Source organism: Achromobacter sp. D10 (genome assembly GCF_035282245.1).
GTDB lineage: Bacteria > Pseudomonadota > Gammaproteobacteria > Burkholderiales > Burkholderiaceae_B > Achromobacter > Achromobacter insolitus.
Genome location: NZ_JAYJLE010000004.1, coordinates 228186 through 244788, shown reverse-complemented (window position 1 = coordinate 244788; position 16603 = coordinate 228186). Strand labels below are relative to the sequence as shown.

General features: G+C 62.7%; 16 protein-coding genes. 7 read left to right on the top strand and 9 right to left on the bottom strand.

Annotated elements, in window-relative coordinates; all coding sequences use genetic code 11:
* Nucleotide 1 precedes the first annotated feature (1 nt).
* Together VCS63_RS13465 and VCS63_RS13460 are read left to right on the top strand one after the other, a co-directional pair.
* Entirely contained in the window at nt 2-1546 is a 1545-nt protein-coding gene (locus tag VCS63_RS13465; protein ID WP_323880038.1) for a class I adenylate-forming enzyme family protein, read from the top strand.
* On the top strand, nt 1543-2322 hold the full coding sequence (locus tag VCS63_RS13460) for an SDR family oxidoreductase (protein ID WP_323880036.1): 780 nt from the start codon (nt 1543-1545) through the stop codon (nt 2320-2322). Before VCS63_RS13465 ends, VCS63_RS13460 begins: the two co-directional genes overlap by 4 nt.
* A gap of 18 nt (nt 2323-2340) precedes the next feature.
* Here VCS63_RS13460 and VCS63_RS13455 read toward each other — a convergent pair whose 3' ends face one another.
* A complete protein-coding gene (locus VCS63_RS13455) occupies nt 2341-2892 on the bottom strand; it encodes an OmpA/MotB family protein (RefSeq protein ID WP_063962432.1) in 552 nt (183 codons plus the stop codon).
* Nucleotides 2893-3039: 147 nt separating this feature from the next.
* Between VCS63_RS13455 and VCS63_RS13450 the strand changes: the two genes are divergently transcribed.
* Nucleotides 3040-4122 (top strand): helix-turn-helix transcriptional regulator, encoded by a 1083-nt coding sequence (locus tag VCS63_RS13450; RefSeq protein WP_323880034.1) that lies wholly within the window; start codon nt 3040-3042, stop codon nt 4120-4122.
* 23 nt (nt 4123-4145) lie between these two features.
* Here VCS63_RS13450 and VCS63_RS13445 read toward each other — a convergent pair whose 3' ends face one another.
* Nucleotides 4146-4937: a hypothetical protein gene (locus tag VCS63_RS13445; RefSeq protein ID WP_112965505.1), complete on the bottom strand. Its 792-nt coding sequence runs from the start codon at nt 4935-4937 to the stop codon at nt 4146-4148.
* An 85-nt stretch (nt 4938-5022) separates the two neighbouring features.
* Nucleotides 5023-6465 carry a DUF1254 domain-containing protein gene (locus VCS63_RS13440; protein WP_175202001.1) on the bottom strand — a complete coding sequence of 481 codons (1443 nt, stop codon included), beginning with the start codon at nt 6463-6465 and terminating at the stop codon, nt 5023-5025.
* A gap of 281 nt (nt 6466-6746) precedes the next feature.
* Here VCS63_RS13440 and VCS63_RS13435 point away from each other — a divergent pair, with 281 nt between their 5' ends.
* Nucleotides 6747-7385: a hypothetical protein gene (locus VCS63_RS13435; RefSeq protein ID WP_323880032.1), complete on the top strand. Its 639-nt coding sequence runs from the start codon at nt 6747-6749 to the stop codon at nt 7383-7385.
* Here VCS63_RS13435 and VCS63_RS13430 read toward each other — a convergent pair.
* The gene (locus VCS63_RS13430) at nt 7379-7918 is read right to left on the bottom strand and encodes an O-acetyl-ADP-ribose deacetylase (protein WP_042793470.1); all 540 of its coding nucleotides are present in this window, start codon (nt 7916-7918) and stop codon (nt 7379-7381) included. The two genes, VCS63_RS13435 and VCS63_RS13430, sit on opposite strands and share 7 nt — an antisense overlap.
* Before the next feature lie 173 nt (nt 7919-8091).
* Between VCS63_RS13430 and VCS63_RS13425 the strand changes: the two genes are divergently transcribed.
* Nucleotides 8092-8865: an APH(3')-II family aminoglycoside O-phosphotransferase gene (locus VCS63_RS13425; protein ID WP_323880031.1), complete on the top strand. Its 774-nt coding sequence runs from the start codon at nt 8092-8094 to the stop codon at nt 8863-8865.
* A 140-nt stretch (nt 8866-9005) separates the two neighbouring features.
* The gene (locus VCS63_RS13420) at nt 9006-9953 is read left to right on the top strand and encodes a sensor domain-containing diguanylate cyclase (protein WP_323880030.1); all 948 of its coding nucleotides are present in this window, start codon (nt 9006-9008) and stop codon (nt 9951-9953) included.
* A gap of 83 nt (nt 9954-10036) precedes the next feature.
* Here VCS63_RS13420 and acdA read toward each other — a convergent pair whose 3' ends face one another.
* From acdA to VCS63_RS13395, 5 genes are all read right to left on the bottom strand, one after another.
* Nucleotides 10037-11242, bottom strand: a complete 1206-nt coding sequence (gene acdA, locus VCS63_RS13415) for a 3-sulfinopropanoyl-CoA desulfinase (protein ID WP_042793466.1) — start codon at nt 11240-11242, stop codon at nt 10037-10039.
* A 53-nt stretch (nt 11243-11295) separates the two neighbouring features.
* Complete coding sequence (locus tag VCS63_RS13410) at nt 11296-12255, bottom strand: Bug family tripartite tricarboxylate transporter substrate binding protein (protein WP_238913207.1); 960 nt, start codon at nt 12253-12255, stop codon at nt 11296-11298.
* A gap of 52 nt (nt 12256-12307) precedes the next feature.
* Nucleotides 12308-13498 carry a CaiB/BaiF CoA transferase family protein gene (locus tag VCS63_RS13405; protein WP_112965494.1) on the bottom strand — a complete coding sequence of 397 codons (1191 nt, stop codon included), beginning with the start codon at nt 13496-13498 and terminating at the stop codon, nt 12308-12310.
* Between the two features lie 96 nt (nt 13499-13594).
* Nucleotides 13595-14506, bottom strand: coding sequence for a LysR family transcriptional regulator (locus VCS63_RS13400; protein WP_063640730.1), 912 nt, complete (start codon nt 14504-14506; stop codon nt 13595-13597).
* Between the two features lie 18 nt (nt 14507-14524).
* Complete coding sequence (locus VCS63_RS13395) at nt 14525-15406, bottom strand: LysR family transcriptional regulator (protein ID WP_042793463.1); 882 nt, start codon at nt 15404-15406, stop codon at nt 14525-14527.
* Between the two features lie 198 nt (nt 15407-15604).
* Here VCS63_RS13395 and VCS63_RS13390 point away from each other — a divergent pair, with 198 nt between their 5' ends.
* Nucleotides 15605-16591, top strand: a complete 987-nt coding sequence (locus tag VCS63_RS13390) for a Bug family tripartite tricarboxylate transporter substrate binding protein (protein WP_063640731.1) — start codon at nt 15605-15607, stop codon at nt 16589-16591.
* Nucleotides 16592-16603 lie beyond the last annotated feature (12 nt).

The window sequence follows — 16603 nt, the reverse complement described above, 5'->3', positions numbered from 1 at the left end:
CATGACGCACTCCCTGCTCAACCTGGGCCATCTGGCCGATCCGGCGCTGCCCGGCGACCTGCCCGCCATCATCGACCTGCGCCAGCCCGACGCCCCCGAGCGCTACACCCACGAGCAAGTCCGCCACCTGGCAGGCGGCGTCGCCGCCTGGCTGTCCGCTCGCGGCCTGCGGCAGGGCACCCGCATCGCCATCGCCTCGCTCAACCGCGCCGAGTACCTGATCGCCTACTTTGGCATCATGCGGGCGGGATACGTGGCCGTGCCCGTGAACATCAAGCAGTCGCAAGAGAACATCGACTACGTGTTGCGCGATGCAAACATCGCGCTCGCATTCGTGGATGGCCCACGCCGCGCCGCCTTCGAAGCCAAGGTGCCGGTGCTGGACTTCGACGATACCGGTCCGCAAGGCTATGCCGCGCAGATTGCCCCCAAGGACTTCGGCTTCGTCACCCCGCAAGCCGACGATATCGCCCAGATGCTGTACACGTCCGGCTCGACCGGCAAGCCCAAGGGCGTGCCCCTGACACACCGTGGCCAGCTATGGGCGCTGGCCGCCACCTCGGCCGCCGTGGTCGCGCGCGCCGACACCCAGGAACGCTATCTGCTGGCGCAGCCGCTCTTTCACATGAACGGCCTGTTCATGGCCAAGCGCGCCTTCGCCAGCAACAGCCTGCTCGTGATCCAGCCTGCCTTCGATGCCGCCGCCTACGCCGACGCGCTCGAGCGCTACCGCATCTCCGTCCTCACCGCGGTACCCACGATGTTCGCGCGGCTGGTGAAAGACCCGGCGCTGCTGCAAGGGCGCGACTTGTCGGCGCTCACCCGCGTAATGCTGGGTTCCGCCCCCATGACCGTGGCACTGCTCGAGCGGATCCAGCGTGCCCTGCCCGGCGTACGCGTGACACATGGCTACGGCACCACCGAGGCCGGCCCCGCGGTGTTCGGGCCGCATCCCGACGGCCTGCCCACACCGGCGCTGTCGCTGGGCTACCCGCTGAACCCCGCGCAAGTGCGCCTGGCGGACGGCCCCAGCCCGGACCAGGGCGTGCTCCTCATGAAAAACCCCGCCGTACTCAGCGGATATCACAACCTGCCCGAAAAGAGCGCCCAGGTGCTCAAGGACGGCTGGTACAACAGCGGCGACGTGCTGCGGCGCGATGCAGACGGCTTCTATTACTTCGTGGGCCGCGCCGACGACATGTTCGTGTGCTCCGGCGAGAACATCTATCCCGTGGAGGTCGAAAAGCTGCTGGAATCCCATCCCGACGTGCGCCAGAGCTGCGTGGTGCCGCTGCCGGACGAGGAGCGCGGCCACATTCCTGTCGCCTTCGTCGTGCGTCGCGACGGCAGCCAACTGCACGCCGACGCATTGAAGCGCCATGCGCTGGCGCACGGCCCGGCCTACCAGCACCCCCGGCGTATCCGCTTCGTGGACGAACTGCCATGGGCCGGCACCAACAAGGTCGACCGCAACGCGCTGCTGATCGCGGCGCGCCAGCTCGAGGCGCAGCAAGCATGGACCCAACCCGAAACGGAAACCGCATGAGCAAGAACCCTTCCCTCGACAGCCTGGCCGGCAAGACCGCATTGGTCACCGGCGCCAGCCGCGGCATCGGCCGCGCCATCGCGTTCACCCTGGGGCGGCGCGGCGCGCGTGTCGCGGTGCATTACAACGCCGCCAGCGATGCCGCGGAGGACGTTGTGCGCCAGATCCGGGACGCCGGCGGCGAGGCCTGGAGCTTGCAGGCCGACCTGGGGCACCCCGATGCCGCCGCCACACTGGCCCGCGATCTGCGCGCCGCGCTCAAGGAACGCTACGATGACGACGGCCTGGACATCCTGGTCAACAACGCAGGCGTGGGCCTGCGCGCCCGCCTGGCCGAGGTCACGCCGGAAGCGTTCGACCGGGTGCTGCAAGTGAATCTGAAGACTCCCTTCTTCCTCATACAGCAGACCCTGCCCTTCCTGCGCGACCAAGGCCGTATCGTGAACATCTCGTCCATGGGCACACGCGCCGCCTACCCCGAAATGAGCGTCTACGCGCCAGCCAAGGCAGGCCTGGAAGCGCTCACCCTCCTGCTGGCGGGCGAACTGGGCGAGCGCGGCATCACCATCAACGCCGTCCTGCCCGGCGCCACCGCCACTGACCTCAACGCGCGCGCCCGCGACCCGGAGCAGAGCAAACTGATCGCAAAGACCATCGCGCTGGGCCGCGTGGGGCAGCCAGACGATATCGCGGATATCGTGGCCTTTCTGGCGTCGAATGAGGGCCGTTGGATTACCGGTCAGAGCATAGACGCGACGGGGGGACAGCGGTTGTAAAGAACATATCCAACCGGGTCAGGGACGCCCAGCCGCCGTAATGACGATCTCCACACGTCGATTCCTGGCCCTGCCCTCTGGCGTCGAATTGCTTGCCACGGGTCGAGCTTCGCCAAACCCTTGCGCGGAAATCGAGTTGGGCGGCACTCCTTTTTCAGTCAGGAAATGGGCCACGTTGTCCGCGCGGGCCGAAGACAGCTCCAGATTGGACGGGAATTGCCCCCTGAGTTGCGGCCCGATCGGTTCATTGTCAGTGAAACCTTGGACCACGACCTGCTTGCCCGGCAGGTCGGAGAGCGTGGGAGCGATCTTGGCCAGCGTCTGCTCGCCCTTTGCACTAAGCCTCCATCCGCCTTCCGGAAACAGTATTTCATTGACCATCGTCACCTTCAGCTCGCCCTGCAGTTGCGTGATCTCCGCACGATCGCCACTCAGTTCGGCCGAGAGCTTTTGATTCAAAGCCGCATACTCCGCCGCCATCCGGGCCTCATTGTCATAGGCCTTCTTGGTTACACAACCGGAAATCGCCAACACCGCGCACAGGGCCAAAGTAGTTTTGTGAAGCCTCATTTCCATTCTCCACCTGGGTCAAAATCGATCGGACGACACCACGCATGGCGCCAGCTTAGGTATTATTCCTGGGCGCCTCTTATCCGATTTCTGCCTGCCCGGAGGCGCCAATAGGTTCCCGCAACTACACGTGGACAATAGGCACAAGTGAAGAACCTCACCACTCATATGACGCCAATATCCGGGCGCATGGGCAGGAATTTCGGCGCAGGTGCTCCCCCAGTGAAGTCGGTCAGAGTTTTGGCTGGGGTGTCTGGACTAGTGCGGGAGGTCTATGGGGAAAGAATCCTGCAGCTTGCCAAGCAATCCATAATGCTCGATATCGAAGTCATCGAGCAGCAGGAGTGCTTTATTCCGCAGATCGTCGTGACGGAATATCTTTGGGAAATCGAAAGGCGTGCCAAGGAAATAAACATAGGCCTGCTTGCCGCGCCCATCCTGTCACTGACGAATTTCGGCCACTGGGGCAAATATGTGCTGGCGGCTGAAACGCTGGGCGAAGCGCTTATGAGGGCGGCGGCGTCGCTGAACTACCACGGTACAGGCGACAGGATGCAACTTCGGCTAGAAGGCGCAATGGCCAGGATCAGCTATACCCACGCCACGCGAGGACGGCGGGGATATTCGCACGTTGCCAGTGGCACCATTGCCGTCGTGCTCAGCATCCTACAGTCCTACTTGGGCACGGATTACTTTCCGCATCGAATCGAACTGGATGTTCCGCGCCCGCAAAGCGATACACTTTTCGGAGATACGTTTCTTTGTCCGGTCGTCTTCGATGCGCCTGAGATATCGGTCTGCATCGAGGCCGACAAACTGAATCGAGTAAGCCGCGGACCAGCCAGGACCGCGCTAATCACCATCGAAGATGTGGGTCGAGCCCTTGCCGAACCCGCCGGCGTGGACAATTACCTGGGAGTTGTGGTCTCGTACATCCGAGCCCAAGTCCAAGCCGGCACCTTATCCATAGAAAGCACGGCAAAGGCCATGGACACCAGCGTGCGCACGCTGCAACGCATACTACGCCGCGACAATGGCGTGGACTTTCGCGAGCTGGCCAATGTCGTTCGCCTGAGGCGGGCCGAAGAGCTCCTGCGCGGCACCAACGTTTCGATCACGCAGATTGCGATGGATTTCGGTTATTCCTCGCCCGCCAACTTTTCCCGTGCGTTCAGGAAGGCAAGCGGCCTGGCCCCGCACGAATATCGTCAAAGACTGCTCGCGAAATAGCCGTACTGATAAGGCGCCGGATCTTAAAAGCGTATGGTGATGCCGGCCATCGGGCCTTGCAGTACCGCGTCGAACTTGAAATCCCCTTTGCTGTAATCCACGCCAACCGCACGATAGCCAATGGCCGCCGAGACGGTTTTCGTCAGGTTGTAGCCTAACCCCAGGCCGACATCCCAATCCGCTTCCGCCCCCCCAGCGCCTATCAGCCCCCAGCCGGTGAGGTAGAGCTTCTGACTCAGAATGTAGTTTCCCCGCACACCCACCAGGGCATCGACCCAAGTGGCGCCGTCGCTGCGCTTCCTGCCGTCCAGCAATGAACCCTTGAGCGTAACGTCCATGTCCACTGACCAGACGCGCAAGCCGGCGACCACGTCCAACTGATGGGGAGAGTCCTCCAGGACGGAGTAGCCCATTCCAAGCAAGCCTGCAAAAGTCGACGTCTTCACATCCGCGCTGGTAGCCAGGACGCCGTGTGGCGTATCTCCTTGAGAACCAATCTTCGTATAAATAAGATCTCCAAAAATGCTATAGCGGCCCTTGCGGGCGTCGCCAATAAGCATTGCACCGAAGTCGAGATCATCGAATAGTTTGCCAAAATCCGCGTGGATGTCGATGACCGGAGATCGTGCTCCAGAGAGCTTTCCGGATAGTCCTGCCGCCCAGAAGTATGGCGTCATCGATAGCTTCCACTCTTGCGCTGGAGCCGCCATGGCAGTGGCCTCAGGTCTTCCGTCGCCCTGCCCTCCTTCAGCAGCCGTGCCGGGCCCCGCATATACCAGGCCGCAAGCCAGCCAACTCATGATTTTTTTTCTCATTCGCACTTATCCGACAAGCGAGACACGGCGGATACCATCCGCCGTGCAGGAACACCAGGTATTGGAGCGTGGTCCTAAGCCATTTTCAGGTCACTCTTCTTACCGGCGGGACGGTCCATGATCCGTTGATGATCGAGGGATCGCTTTCATTGGGCCAATAGAGCCGCAACATCAGAATGAACTTTCCCTTGGGCGCGGGCAGCCAATTCGATTCCAGATCAGGACCGGGCGACTCGTTCTGTATGAGCAAATCAATCGAGCCATCCGCCTTGGCCTTCAAGGGCTGACGGGCGCTGATGGAGTAACGGTTCAGCGGATTGTCCACGAAGAAATAGTCAGCGTCGTACATCGTGAGGGACCAGAATCCAGACACGGGCGGAGTCAGGCCCTTCTTGAACGTCAGCACGTACCTTTCCGCCCCATCGTAAGCGCGCTTTATCGCCCCATTGTCAGACCGTAAAGAAGTGGGGTAGACCGCGTCCTGCGGACGGTTCGCGCCCAGCCCGATGGCAGCGATCAGGGCGCGCTGGATGTAATCAGTGCCGTAGATACCCGTCTTGGTGGTAAAGCCCCAACCGTCAATTTCCTGGATATCGCCTTTGCTGTTTTTGAAATGCGCCATGATCTGCCCGAATGCAGCGGCGGGCAGACGTTTGGCAAAATCCGCGTCAAGCTTCCGTTTGTCGAAGTCCTTGCCGGGCACGATGCCGATCGATGCCAATCTCTCCAGTATCGGGCCATCCATGGTAGATGGGGGATTGCGCTTAAGCAGTTCCGCAAATAGCGAAAAATACTCCACCGCATCCATTCTGTTGACCTGCTCGCGCACCGACATCTTCATATCGATCGCTGGGTCCACCTTCCCTTTGGGCGCTTGCCAGTCCTTCCCCCAGGCGCTCAGCGGACACAGCTTCACTTCATCCTGGAGCTTGTGGACCTTCGCGTAGTCTTCCGGGGTTCCCGAACAGTAGATTCGGCCGAGCAGCCAGACGATGCTCGTGGGGGACTTGTACTGGACCATGCCCTTCGGCACGGTCCCCTCCCACCGCGGCCCGGTGACCACAAAGGTCTGCGCGCCCGTACCGGTGGTGCGCTTTCCTGGTACGTCGAAAACGGTGGTCCATCCGTCCAGCATCGGAAACAACGCGTATCGATCTTGCAAGTCCGGCAGGCTTACAACCCACGGCTCATCGCCCACGTCGAAGAACGCCGTTGTGTACAAGGTGTCGGCATTGGGCGCGGTGACGTCGCGAAACTTGGCGTCGGGATAATGACGCAATTTGATGAGATGCCCCATAGGGGCCCGCGTGCCTTTCGGTGCCTCCACATTGGTGATAACCCGTCGGGTCATTTCCATCGTGACGAGCGGATAGGCATAAACATAGGCGTCAATCGCCGCGGAGAATTGGTCTTCTGCCTCGGGAAAATCCGCAACAAACCCTCCTGCGGCGCGCGCCGAGCCCGGCAATGAGCCAGCCGCCAGCAGAGCAACTCCAGCGGTATTGAACTTCCGACGTGATAGCTTCATTCGAATGCTCCAACAAATAAAGTTGTAAAGCCAATCGGGATACGCTTCAGAAAGTCTTGAGTGGCAAATCTCTGGACACAGAGACTAATGACGAGAAAAAAGCGACGCCACTCATTTTGCGCCAAGCGTGGTACGCCGAAGCCCGCTTGGCGCGAAATGAGTGGCAAGACCAAGAGCCTCCTCGCTAAGCTTTCCGCGACAGTTCAACGATCAGGTTTCGGCCAGCGCCAACCCGATCGTTGCTCGGACATCCCGGTCTCGTAACCAGAGGGCTGAACGCCATGCATGTCAAAAGGCTATTTGTGTCGTTAATGGTGCTGTGCAGCGTCAGCCTCGGGGCCACGGAAACGAGCCTCGCGCAGGATGCCATTACATCGCCGGCTGCCAAGCAGATAGGCGTCGGCAAGCCCCAGATCGAACCGGCGCTCATCGTGCTTAATGCTCGCGCCGCTCGGCTGGAAAATGGGAAACTCGTGCTTTCGGGCGTTGCGCCGAATTCCATCATGTTCGCGGACCGGCCTGTACGAGCGGCGGGCCATGTGCAAACCGCACATCTGCTTGATGAATGGGCGGTCGGATCGAACAATTTTGCAATCGATCCTCCCAACGCCACCGTCTCGGTCCTGAACAGAAGCGGCTCGGCCGTGACGGACGCAGTCGTCACGTTGAAGTCCCCGGAGCTCGACGGCGACAATCTGGTTTTCGCAGTGGAAATTCTGGAAGGCAACCTGACCGACGCGGAAGGCCCGGCGTCGGTGTTCATTGATATTATCGGCCTGCCATTTACGCCCTTGTCGTTCGCTGGCGTGGCCCGACGCACGGCTTACCGTAGCGCCTGGTACGCAGGCGCGGCAGCTGCCTCGGCCTCCTATTATGCGCACCCACGCTGCGGCTACTATCCCCTTCCTCCTTGCTATTGATTCCCCCCGGGCTCTCTGAATGCCGGTTGCGCGAAGACATTTTCATACTGCCGCAGGTCTTCCGACGAATAGCAGCAAAAGATCACTTCCTTGAGAGATGAGTCCCTGGACAAACTTTCCCGGACGCTCCTGATAGCGGTTTCCGCCGCCAACTCAATGGGATAGCCATATATACCCGTGCTGACACAGGGAAACGCAATCGAAGCAATGGCTCGTTCTTCCGCCAGCTCAATGCATCGGCGATAGCAGCTGGCCAGCAATGCCGGTTCCCCGCTATCCCCACCCCGCCACACCGGCCCCACCGTATGAATAATGTATTGAGCGGAAAGCCGATACGCTTTGGTCACCTTTGCGTCGCCCGTCTTGCAGCCGCCAAGCAGCCTGCATTCCTGCACCAAGTCCGGGCCTGCGGCACGATGGATGGCGCCGTCGACTCCACCGCCGCCTAGCAAGGAAGAGTTCGCTGCATTGACAATCGCATCCACATGCAGCTTCGTAATATCCGACTGGATGGCACGCAGGGTAGTAGGCATATTTTTCTCCTTGCAAGCGCGACCGAAGGCGTAACACTATCAGACTACAATTTCGCCTGCTGGTTACTCCAAAATTGTAGTCTGGCCGCTTCAACTGTATGTGAAACAGCGTCTGCCACGATAGCTACCGCCGGTGTCGCGCGCATCCCGCTGTTCTAAGGACAAACGAGGAAATGAATACTCCCGCCAAATGGCGCGACCGCTACACAGACGCAACCATCGAACGCCAGAACATAGGAGAGTCAGGCGCCGACGTCTTCCGCATCCGCCCGGGCAAGGGACAGGATCTGTTTTTGAAGTCCGAGCCCGTAGGCATGCTCAACGAGCTTCCCGATGAGATTGCTCGTCTTCGTTGGCTGAATCAGCATGGCCTGCCCGCCCCTTCAGTGCTGGACACGGCAACGGAAAACCATCGCCACTGGCTGCTCATGACCGCGCTGCCCGGCCATGACCTGGCCAGCGCAACCGACCTCGCGCCGGAGCAAATCGTGGGCATCATGGCCACGGCGCTACGCACGCTGCATCAGGCGCCTGTTGCGGAATGTCCCTTCGACCACCGATTAGACGCACGCATCGCGGCAGCCCAGGCCCGCGCACGCGCCGGCCTGGTCGATGAGACGAATTTCGATGAACAGCGCCAGGGGCGAACCGCCATGGACCTGCTCCAAGAACTGTTGTCTTCCAGGCCCATGGCCGCGGACGATCTGGTGGTGACCCACGGCGATGCCTGCCTGCCCAACTTCATGGCTGACGCCGGTGCGTTCACCGGCTTTCTGGACTGCGGCCGCCTCGGAATCAGTGATCGTTTCCAGGACCTGGCGCTTGCTGCCCGCAGCATCGACCGCAATCTTGGGGGGGCATGGGTGGCCCCATTCTTTCGGGAATATGGAGTCTTGCCCGACGAGCGGCGCATTGCGTTTTACTGTCTGCTGGACGAGTTCTTCTGAGCAGCTCGTCCGAAGCGCCGGCCACCGCTACCGCAGCACACCATTTACCGCGCCCGATTGCGCTCGAAGCAGCCAGCGCTACCGCAGTCGGCCGCTACAGGCTAAAGTGGCTCGTCTATAAAAATCGAGGACGGGGTGGTATGGCCGACGCAAGCACGCTTTTTGACGACAACGCCGTATACAGAACCTTGTTGGAGTCGACCAAGGCGATTCCCTGGAAGATCGATTGGGCAACGATGAAATTCGCCTATATCGGCCCCCAGATCGAAGAGTTGCTGGGCTGGAGCCCGGAAAGCTGGGTCAGCGTGGAAGACTGGGCCATGCGCATGCACCCGGAAGATCGCGAACATGTGGTGAATTTCTGCGTCACGCAATCCCAGGCGGGCCTGGATCATGAGGCGGACTACCGCGCGCTGACCAAGGACAATGGCTACGTCTGGATCCGCGACGTCGTGCATGTGGTCCGTAATGACCAAGGCGAAGCCGAAGCACTGATCGGGTTCATGTTCGACATTACCGAACGCAAGAAGACCGAGGAAAAGCTGCTTAGCCTCCAGAAAGAGCTGGAGGCCCTGTCCTTCAAGGATGGCCTGACGAATATCGCCAACCGGCGTCGCTTCGACAGTAGTTTCGACCTGGAATGGCAGCAGGCGCGTAGCGAACGCCGGCCATTGTCCATACTGTTGTTCGATGTCGACTATTTCAAGCAGTACAACGACTTGTACGGCCACACGCAGGGTGACAAGTGCCTGGTGGAAATCGCCCAGACGCTGGCCCTGGCACTGGACGGCCCTCGAGATCTGGTCGCGCGCTACGGCGGCGAAGAGTTTGTCGTCCTGCTACCCGACGCCGACGCCGACGTGGCCCGGAAAGTCGCGGAACGCTGCCAGCGGCTGCTACAGAAGAAGTCCATCGTGCATGCGCTCTCGCCGCATGGCAGGCGCGTCACCGTCAGCATAGGAGCGGGCACCGTGGTGCCGGGTGGACAGGTCGAACCCGCAAGTTTCATCAAGGCCGTGGACCAGCAACTCTATGCCGCCAAGAACAATGGACGTAATCGCATAGAGCATGTGCAGCTCGAAGGCTAGGCGCACGACGGGCTATTACTCCGGTCTGGAAAGAGGCGATCCCCTGCGCCGGGATCCGACAGTGCTCGCGATCCCCCCTATCCTCACCGCCCCCGCAGATAACCGTCGCGCGTCTGCGGCAGCTTCATCCCCAGCACCGCCGAGGCCACCTGCGTGCGCAGGATCTGGGCCGTGCCTCCGGCGATGGTGAACATGCGCGCATCGCGGACATGGCGCTCCATCGGCAGGTCGCGCCCGTAGCCGGACGAGCCATGCATTTGCAGGGCGTCGTTGGTCACGCGCTGCGCCGTTTCGGCCGCAAAGATCTTGGCTTGCGCGGCCAGCGACAGGTCCGGAAAGCCAAAGGTCCGTGGCGTGCCGCTGCGCGCGGCGGCATGCAGCATGTGCCGCGCGGCGTTCAGCTGGATGGCCATGTCGGCAACCATCCACTGCAGGCCCTGGAACTCGGCGATAGGCCGGCCGAACTGCTGGCGTTGCTTGACATAGTCCACCGCCTCCTCGAAGGCGCCCTGCGCGATGCCCAGCGCCACGGTGCCCGCGCCGACGCGCTGGGCGTTGTAAGCCTGCATCAGGCCGGCAAAACCACGCTTCAATCCTTCCGGCGGCACCACCAGCATGGACTTGTGCACCTTCAGGTCGTGGAACCTGAGATAGGTCTCGGGAATGCCCCGCACGCCCATGGCGTAAGAGCGCTTGGCGATTTCCAGGCCATCATCCGCGGCGCCCGGCTCGCGCACGTGGATGAAGGCGCCGATGCCCAGATCCACGTCTTCGTCGAAAACCCGCGCAAAGATCAGGTGCAGGCGCGATACGCCTCCCCCAGTGATCCAGTACTTCTCGCCATTGATGATGTAGTCATCGCCGTGGCGAACCGCCCGGGTGCCCATCTCGCTGGCCGCACTGCCGGCCTGGGGCTCCGAAATGCAGATGGCGGGTTTGTCGCCCGCGAGCACGCACTGGGCGGCAAGCGTCTTCTGTTCATGGGTGCCGTATTGCATGATGGCCCCGATGGCGCCCATATTGGCTTCGACCGTAATGCGCCCCATGGTGGCGCAGGCCTTGGCCATTTCTTCCACTACCAGCACGGTGTCGAGATACCCCAACCCGCGTCCGCCGTACTCGCGCGGAATCGTCATGCCCATGAAACCACCCTCCTGCAGCAGACGGACGTTGTCCCAGGGATACTGTTCGGACAGGTCGGTGGCCGCGGCCGTCGGTTTGAATGCGGCTTGCGCCAGCTCGCGCGCCCGTTGCTGCAGCGCCGCTTGTTCTTGGGAAAGTTCAGTCATCGTTCATCCTTGCTACGTATAAGCCTCCGGCTCGGCCACCAGGCCTGCCGGCGTCAACCCACCTTGATGTCCGCGCGCCGCGCCACCTCGGCCCAGCGCGAGACTTCGCTGCGCGTCAGCGCGGCCAGTTCCTCTGGTGTTCCGCCACCCGCATCGGCGCCCAGCGCGATCCACCTTTCCACGAAACGCGAGTCCGCAAACGCGTCGTTGACCGCAGCGTTCAGCACGCGCACCACTTCCGCAGGCGTGGCCGCAGGCGCATAAATGCCATACCAGCTGGTCGCGTCGTAGTTGGCTGCTCCGCTCTCCGCGGCAGTCGGCACCTCGGGCAGGCTGGGCGAACGCACCTTGGACGTCACGGCGATCGCGCGCACGCTGCCCGCCCGGATGTGCTGGATGGCCGACGGCATGGTCTCGAACATCATGTGGACGTTGCCGGCGATGATGTCCACGATCGCCGGCGCCGACCCGCGATAAGGCACGTGCGTCATCTGGGTGCCGGTGACGTTCTTGAAGTACTCGGCCATCAGGTGCTGCATGGTGCCGGCTCCGGGCGTGGCATAGCTGTATTTGTCAGGATTGGCCTTCAACAAAGCCACCAGCTCCTGCACGTTGCCCGCAGGCAGGTCCTTGTTGACGATCAGCGCATGGTTGACGCGGCCCAGGAAGCCCACTGCGGTCATGTCCCGGATGTCGTATCCCAGCTTCGGATAGACGGACTGCGCGATAGCGTGGTGCACCGCCCCGAACAGGATCGCGTAGCCGTCCGGACGCGCCTTGGCCACCGCGTCCGCGCCCAGGGTGCCTCCCGCTCCGCCGCGGTTTTCCACGATGACCGATTGGGCCAGGCTGGCGCGCATGGGCTCGGCCAGTTGCCGCGACAGGATGTCCACGGTGCCACCCGGCGCATAGGGCGCAATCAACCTGATGCTCTGCGACGGATACCTGGTCTGGGCGAACGCCGGGCTCAGCGGCGCCAACGCCGCAAGCATTAAAAGCTGTCTCCTATCCATGCCTCTCTCCTGGTGAATCCGCCCTCGTGCGGGGCGGTGTTGTCTAAGGTCTTCAATGCGACCCAGCCCAGTCGGCCAGGATCTGCTGCGCATGCTCGTCCAGGCGGGGCGGCGGCATGCGGTAAGTGACGGGTGTGGCGGACAGCTTCAGCGGATTGGCCAGCAGGTTCAACTCGCCACCCTGGGCCCAGGCGCAGGGCATCCGCAAGTGCGCGCCACGCGCCTGGACGTGCGGGTCATTGAACACGTCGCGCAGATCGTTGACCGGGCCGCAAGGCACGCCCACGGCTTCCAGCTGCTCCAGCCACGTCGTTCGGGGACGCTGGCCCAGGGCCTCCTGTATCCGCCCGCAGAGTTCGTCGCGATGGGCGACACGTGCGGCATTGCTGGCGTAGCGCTCATCCTGCGCCAGCCCGTCCAGGCCCGCGACTTCGCAAAAGCGCCGGAATTGCGCGTCGTTGCCCACGGCAAGAATCATGGGGCCGTCCGCGGCGTCGAACACTTGGTAGGGCACGATGTTGGGATGGCCATTGCCCAGACGCGTGGGCGGCTCCTGCGCGGCCAGATAGTTGGTCCCTGCGTTCACCAGCCAGGCGATCTGGCTGTCCAGCAACGAAATGTCGATGTGCTGCCCCATGCCGGTCAGGTCCCGGTGGCGCAGCGCCGCCAGGATGCCGACGGCGGCATACATGCCGGTCATGACGTCGGCAATGCCTACCCCCACTTTCATGGGCGTACCCTCGGGCTCGCCGGTCAGGCTCATGATCCCGCCCATGCCCTGGATCAGGAAGTCATACCCCGCGCGCTTCGCATACGGGCCGGTCTGGCCGAAGCCGGTAATGGAGCAATAGACCAGGCGCGGATACCGGTGCTTGAGTTGCGCGTAGTCCAGGCCGTACTGGGCAAGGCCGCCCACCTTGTAGTTCTCGACCAGGACGTCGGCCTGGCTCAGCAGCTGGTGCAGCGCCTCGCGTCCCGCGTCGGTGGCGATGTCAAGCGCGATGGACCGCTTGTTGCGATTGGCGCTCAGGTAGTAGGCGCTTTCCCCCGTCGGCCGCCCCTCGTTGTCCTTGATGTAAGGCGGCCCCCATTTCCGGGTGTCATCGCCCTCACCCGGCTTTTCCACCTTGACCACATCCGCGCCCAGGTCGCCCAGCAGCTGCGTCGCGCTCGGACCCGCCAGGATGCGCGAGAGATCCAGGACCCGCACGCCATTGAGCGCGGAAGCTTGCACTGCCTGCATACGCCTTCTCCATCAGAGTCGATCGATGCAGTCTAGATTTCGCAATCTTCACCTTCAATTGAGTTTTTTTTCAATATGAGGGCAGGCCGCGCGGCCCTACTTGACGGGGAATTTCAGTTTGGGCGCGGCCTCCCGGACCATGGCCCAAAAGGCATGTGCCGCTGGCGACAGCTTGCGTTCATTGAGGCAAGCCAGCCCCAGCCTGCGTTTTGAAGCCGGACTGATTTTCCGGTAGACCAGCCCGTCGTACGCCTGCGGCAGCACTAGCGATGCCAATACGGAAATCCCCTGGCCGCGCCGGACGAATTCCAGGATGGACATGATCTGCGAGAGGTCGTGCGCAATATGCGGCTTGGCGCCGGCGCGTTCGAACATCCGCGTGATCACCGGCTGCGAGCCGGCGCGCGTCATGATGAGGGGATAGTCGATGAGGTCTTTCACGGCGATGGTCTTGCGCTCGGCCAGCGGATGGCCCGCCGGTAGCACTGCCATCAGTTCGTCCGTCACCAGCGCCAGGGTGTCGAAATCGGGTTTGGGCAAGGCCACCACGCCGATCTCGATGCGGCGTTCGATCAGCGCGCGCTCCAATTCAGTATCCGGCTTTTCAGTCACGAAGACATCGACGCCCGGATAGCGGGCTTTGAACATCTCCAGCAGCTGGGGCAGTATGTTCAACGAGGAACTGGCCCCCAGCGAACCCAGGTTCAGCAAACCCGAACGCAGCCCAGCGCTGGCGCTGGCCGTTGCCCGCACGATCTGCAACGAGGCAAATACGTCCCTGACGTGCGGCAGGATCTGCTGCCCGGCATAGGTAAAGTGCACGCCCGACGCATTGCGGTCGAGCAAAGGCGCCCCCAACGTGGCCTCCAGCGTGCGCAACGCGTGGCTGGTGGCCGAGGGCGTCATCCCCAGCCGCGCGCCGGCGCCCGCGATGCTGTCGGCGGAGGCCAGGGCGAGCAGCAACTCCAACTGCCTGAGGGAAAGGGATTTCGCTGCCTGATCCGGCATGGATATGGCTCCTCGATGTCAATCCGCCAGCGCCTGCGCCAGCATCAATGCCCGCGCCAGGAACGGCGATGCATCGTCTTTGCGATAGCTGACGATCACCGGCGACACAAAGGTGTCCGCATCGATCGGCACATGCGCGACGTCCTGCCGCTGCAGGCGCTGCACCGACGCGGGCACCACCGTTACGCCCAACCCGGCCGCGACCAGGCCGATGGCGGTCTGCAGTTCATTGGATTCCTGCACGACTTGGGGCGCGTGGCCGGCCGCGCGGAACAACCCAAGCACATGGTCGGAGAAGTTCGGCCGCGGGCGCGCCGGATACAGCACGAAGGGCTCGCGGGCCAGGCGTTCGACGGATACCCGCCGCAGCCGGGCTATCGGATGGCCCAGCGGCACCGCGGCCATCAGCGCTTCGGTCATCAGCACGCGCCGCTCGATGGCGGGATCGTCGAACAGGATGCGGCCTATGCCCAGATCGATGCGCCCGGCCTTGAGCGCCTCCAGCTGCGGCAAGGTGGTCATTTCCGTGAGCCCCACTTCGACCTGGGGGTCCGCGTTGCGCAGCTGCCGGATCAGCTCCGGCACGAAACCGTAAAGAGAGGACGGCACGAAGCCGATGCCGAACCAGCGCCGCTGGGTTTGCCCCAGCCGGCGCGTGCCTTCCAGCACCTCTTCCAGGCGCGCGGTCAGCAGGCGCGACTGCTCCAGCAGGAAGCGGCCCGCTTCCGTCAGGCGCAGCGCGCGCGTGGTGCGCTCGAACAGCTGCACGCCGAGTTCTTCCTCGAACAGACGGATCTGGCGGCTGAGCGGCGGCTGGGCCATGTGCAGCCGCGCGGCCGCGCGGGTGAAGCTGCCTTCTTCCGCCACGGCCTGGAAATAACGCAGTTGCCTCAATTGCATCGCATGGCTCTATACATACCAGAAAGGTATTAATCAGAACCCATATAGTCTTGGACTCGCAGGGAAAACGCAAGCCATACTGAGCCACCGCACAAAACCTGATCGTAAAAGTATGAATCCCCGCGGGATTTCGTCTTGATGGGTCGCCGGACTCTCGGCGTGAGGCGGCACAATAATTCGAGCATTACGGAGACCATCATGCGCATGCGCCATGCATTCAAACGATTCGCCCTGGCCTGTGTGGGCCTGACGCTGCTGGGCGGCGCGGCCACGGCGCTGGCCGACGCCTACCCGGACCACCCGGTCAAGTGGATCGTGCCCTTCCCGCCGGGCGGCGCCATGGACAGCATCGCCCGCACCCTGGGCGAATCCATGGGCAAGCAGCTCAATACCTCGTTCATCGTGGAGAACCGCGCGGGCGCCGGCGGCAACATCGGGGCGGCCAGCGTAGCCCGCGCCAAACCGGACGGATACACGATCCTGATCGTCGCCAATGGCATGGCGGTCAATCCGGCGCTGTACACCGACCTGAACTATGACCCCATCAAGGATTTCGCGCCGATTTCGCTGCTGGCCGTGGTGCCCAACGTGCTGGTCACCAATCCCGCACGCACCGGCGCCACCAGCGTGCAGGACGTGATCGCCAAGGCAAAGGCGCAGCCCAACCATTACACCTACGCCTCGGCCGGCGTGGGCACGTCCATCCATCTGGCCGGCGAGCTGTTCCTGTCCATGGCCCAGGTGGACATGCTGCACGTGCCTTACAAGGGCAGCGGCCCCGCCGTCGCCGACCTGCTTGGCGGACAGGTCGATTACATGTTCGACAGCATCACATCCGCCAAGCCGCACATCGAAGCCGGCAAGCTGCGCGCGCTGGCGGTAACGACCAGCAAGCGTTCAGCCGCCCTGCCCAATGTCCCTACCGTGGCCGAAAGCGGCCTGCCCGGCTACGAGCTGATGCCCTGGTTCGCGGCCTTCGCCCCCGCCGGCACGCCGCCCGAAGTGGTCGCCAAGCTGAACGCTGCGATGCGCGCCGCACTGAACGACACCAAAGTGCGCGCCACGCTGGACTCCATCGGCGCCGAGCCCATCGGCGGCACCCCGGACGAACTGCGCGACCACCTGGCGCACGAGACCGCGCAGTGGAAAACGCTGGTGAAGGAACGCAACATCAAGATCAACTGAGCCCAGCGCTGC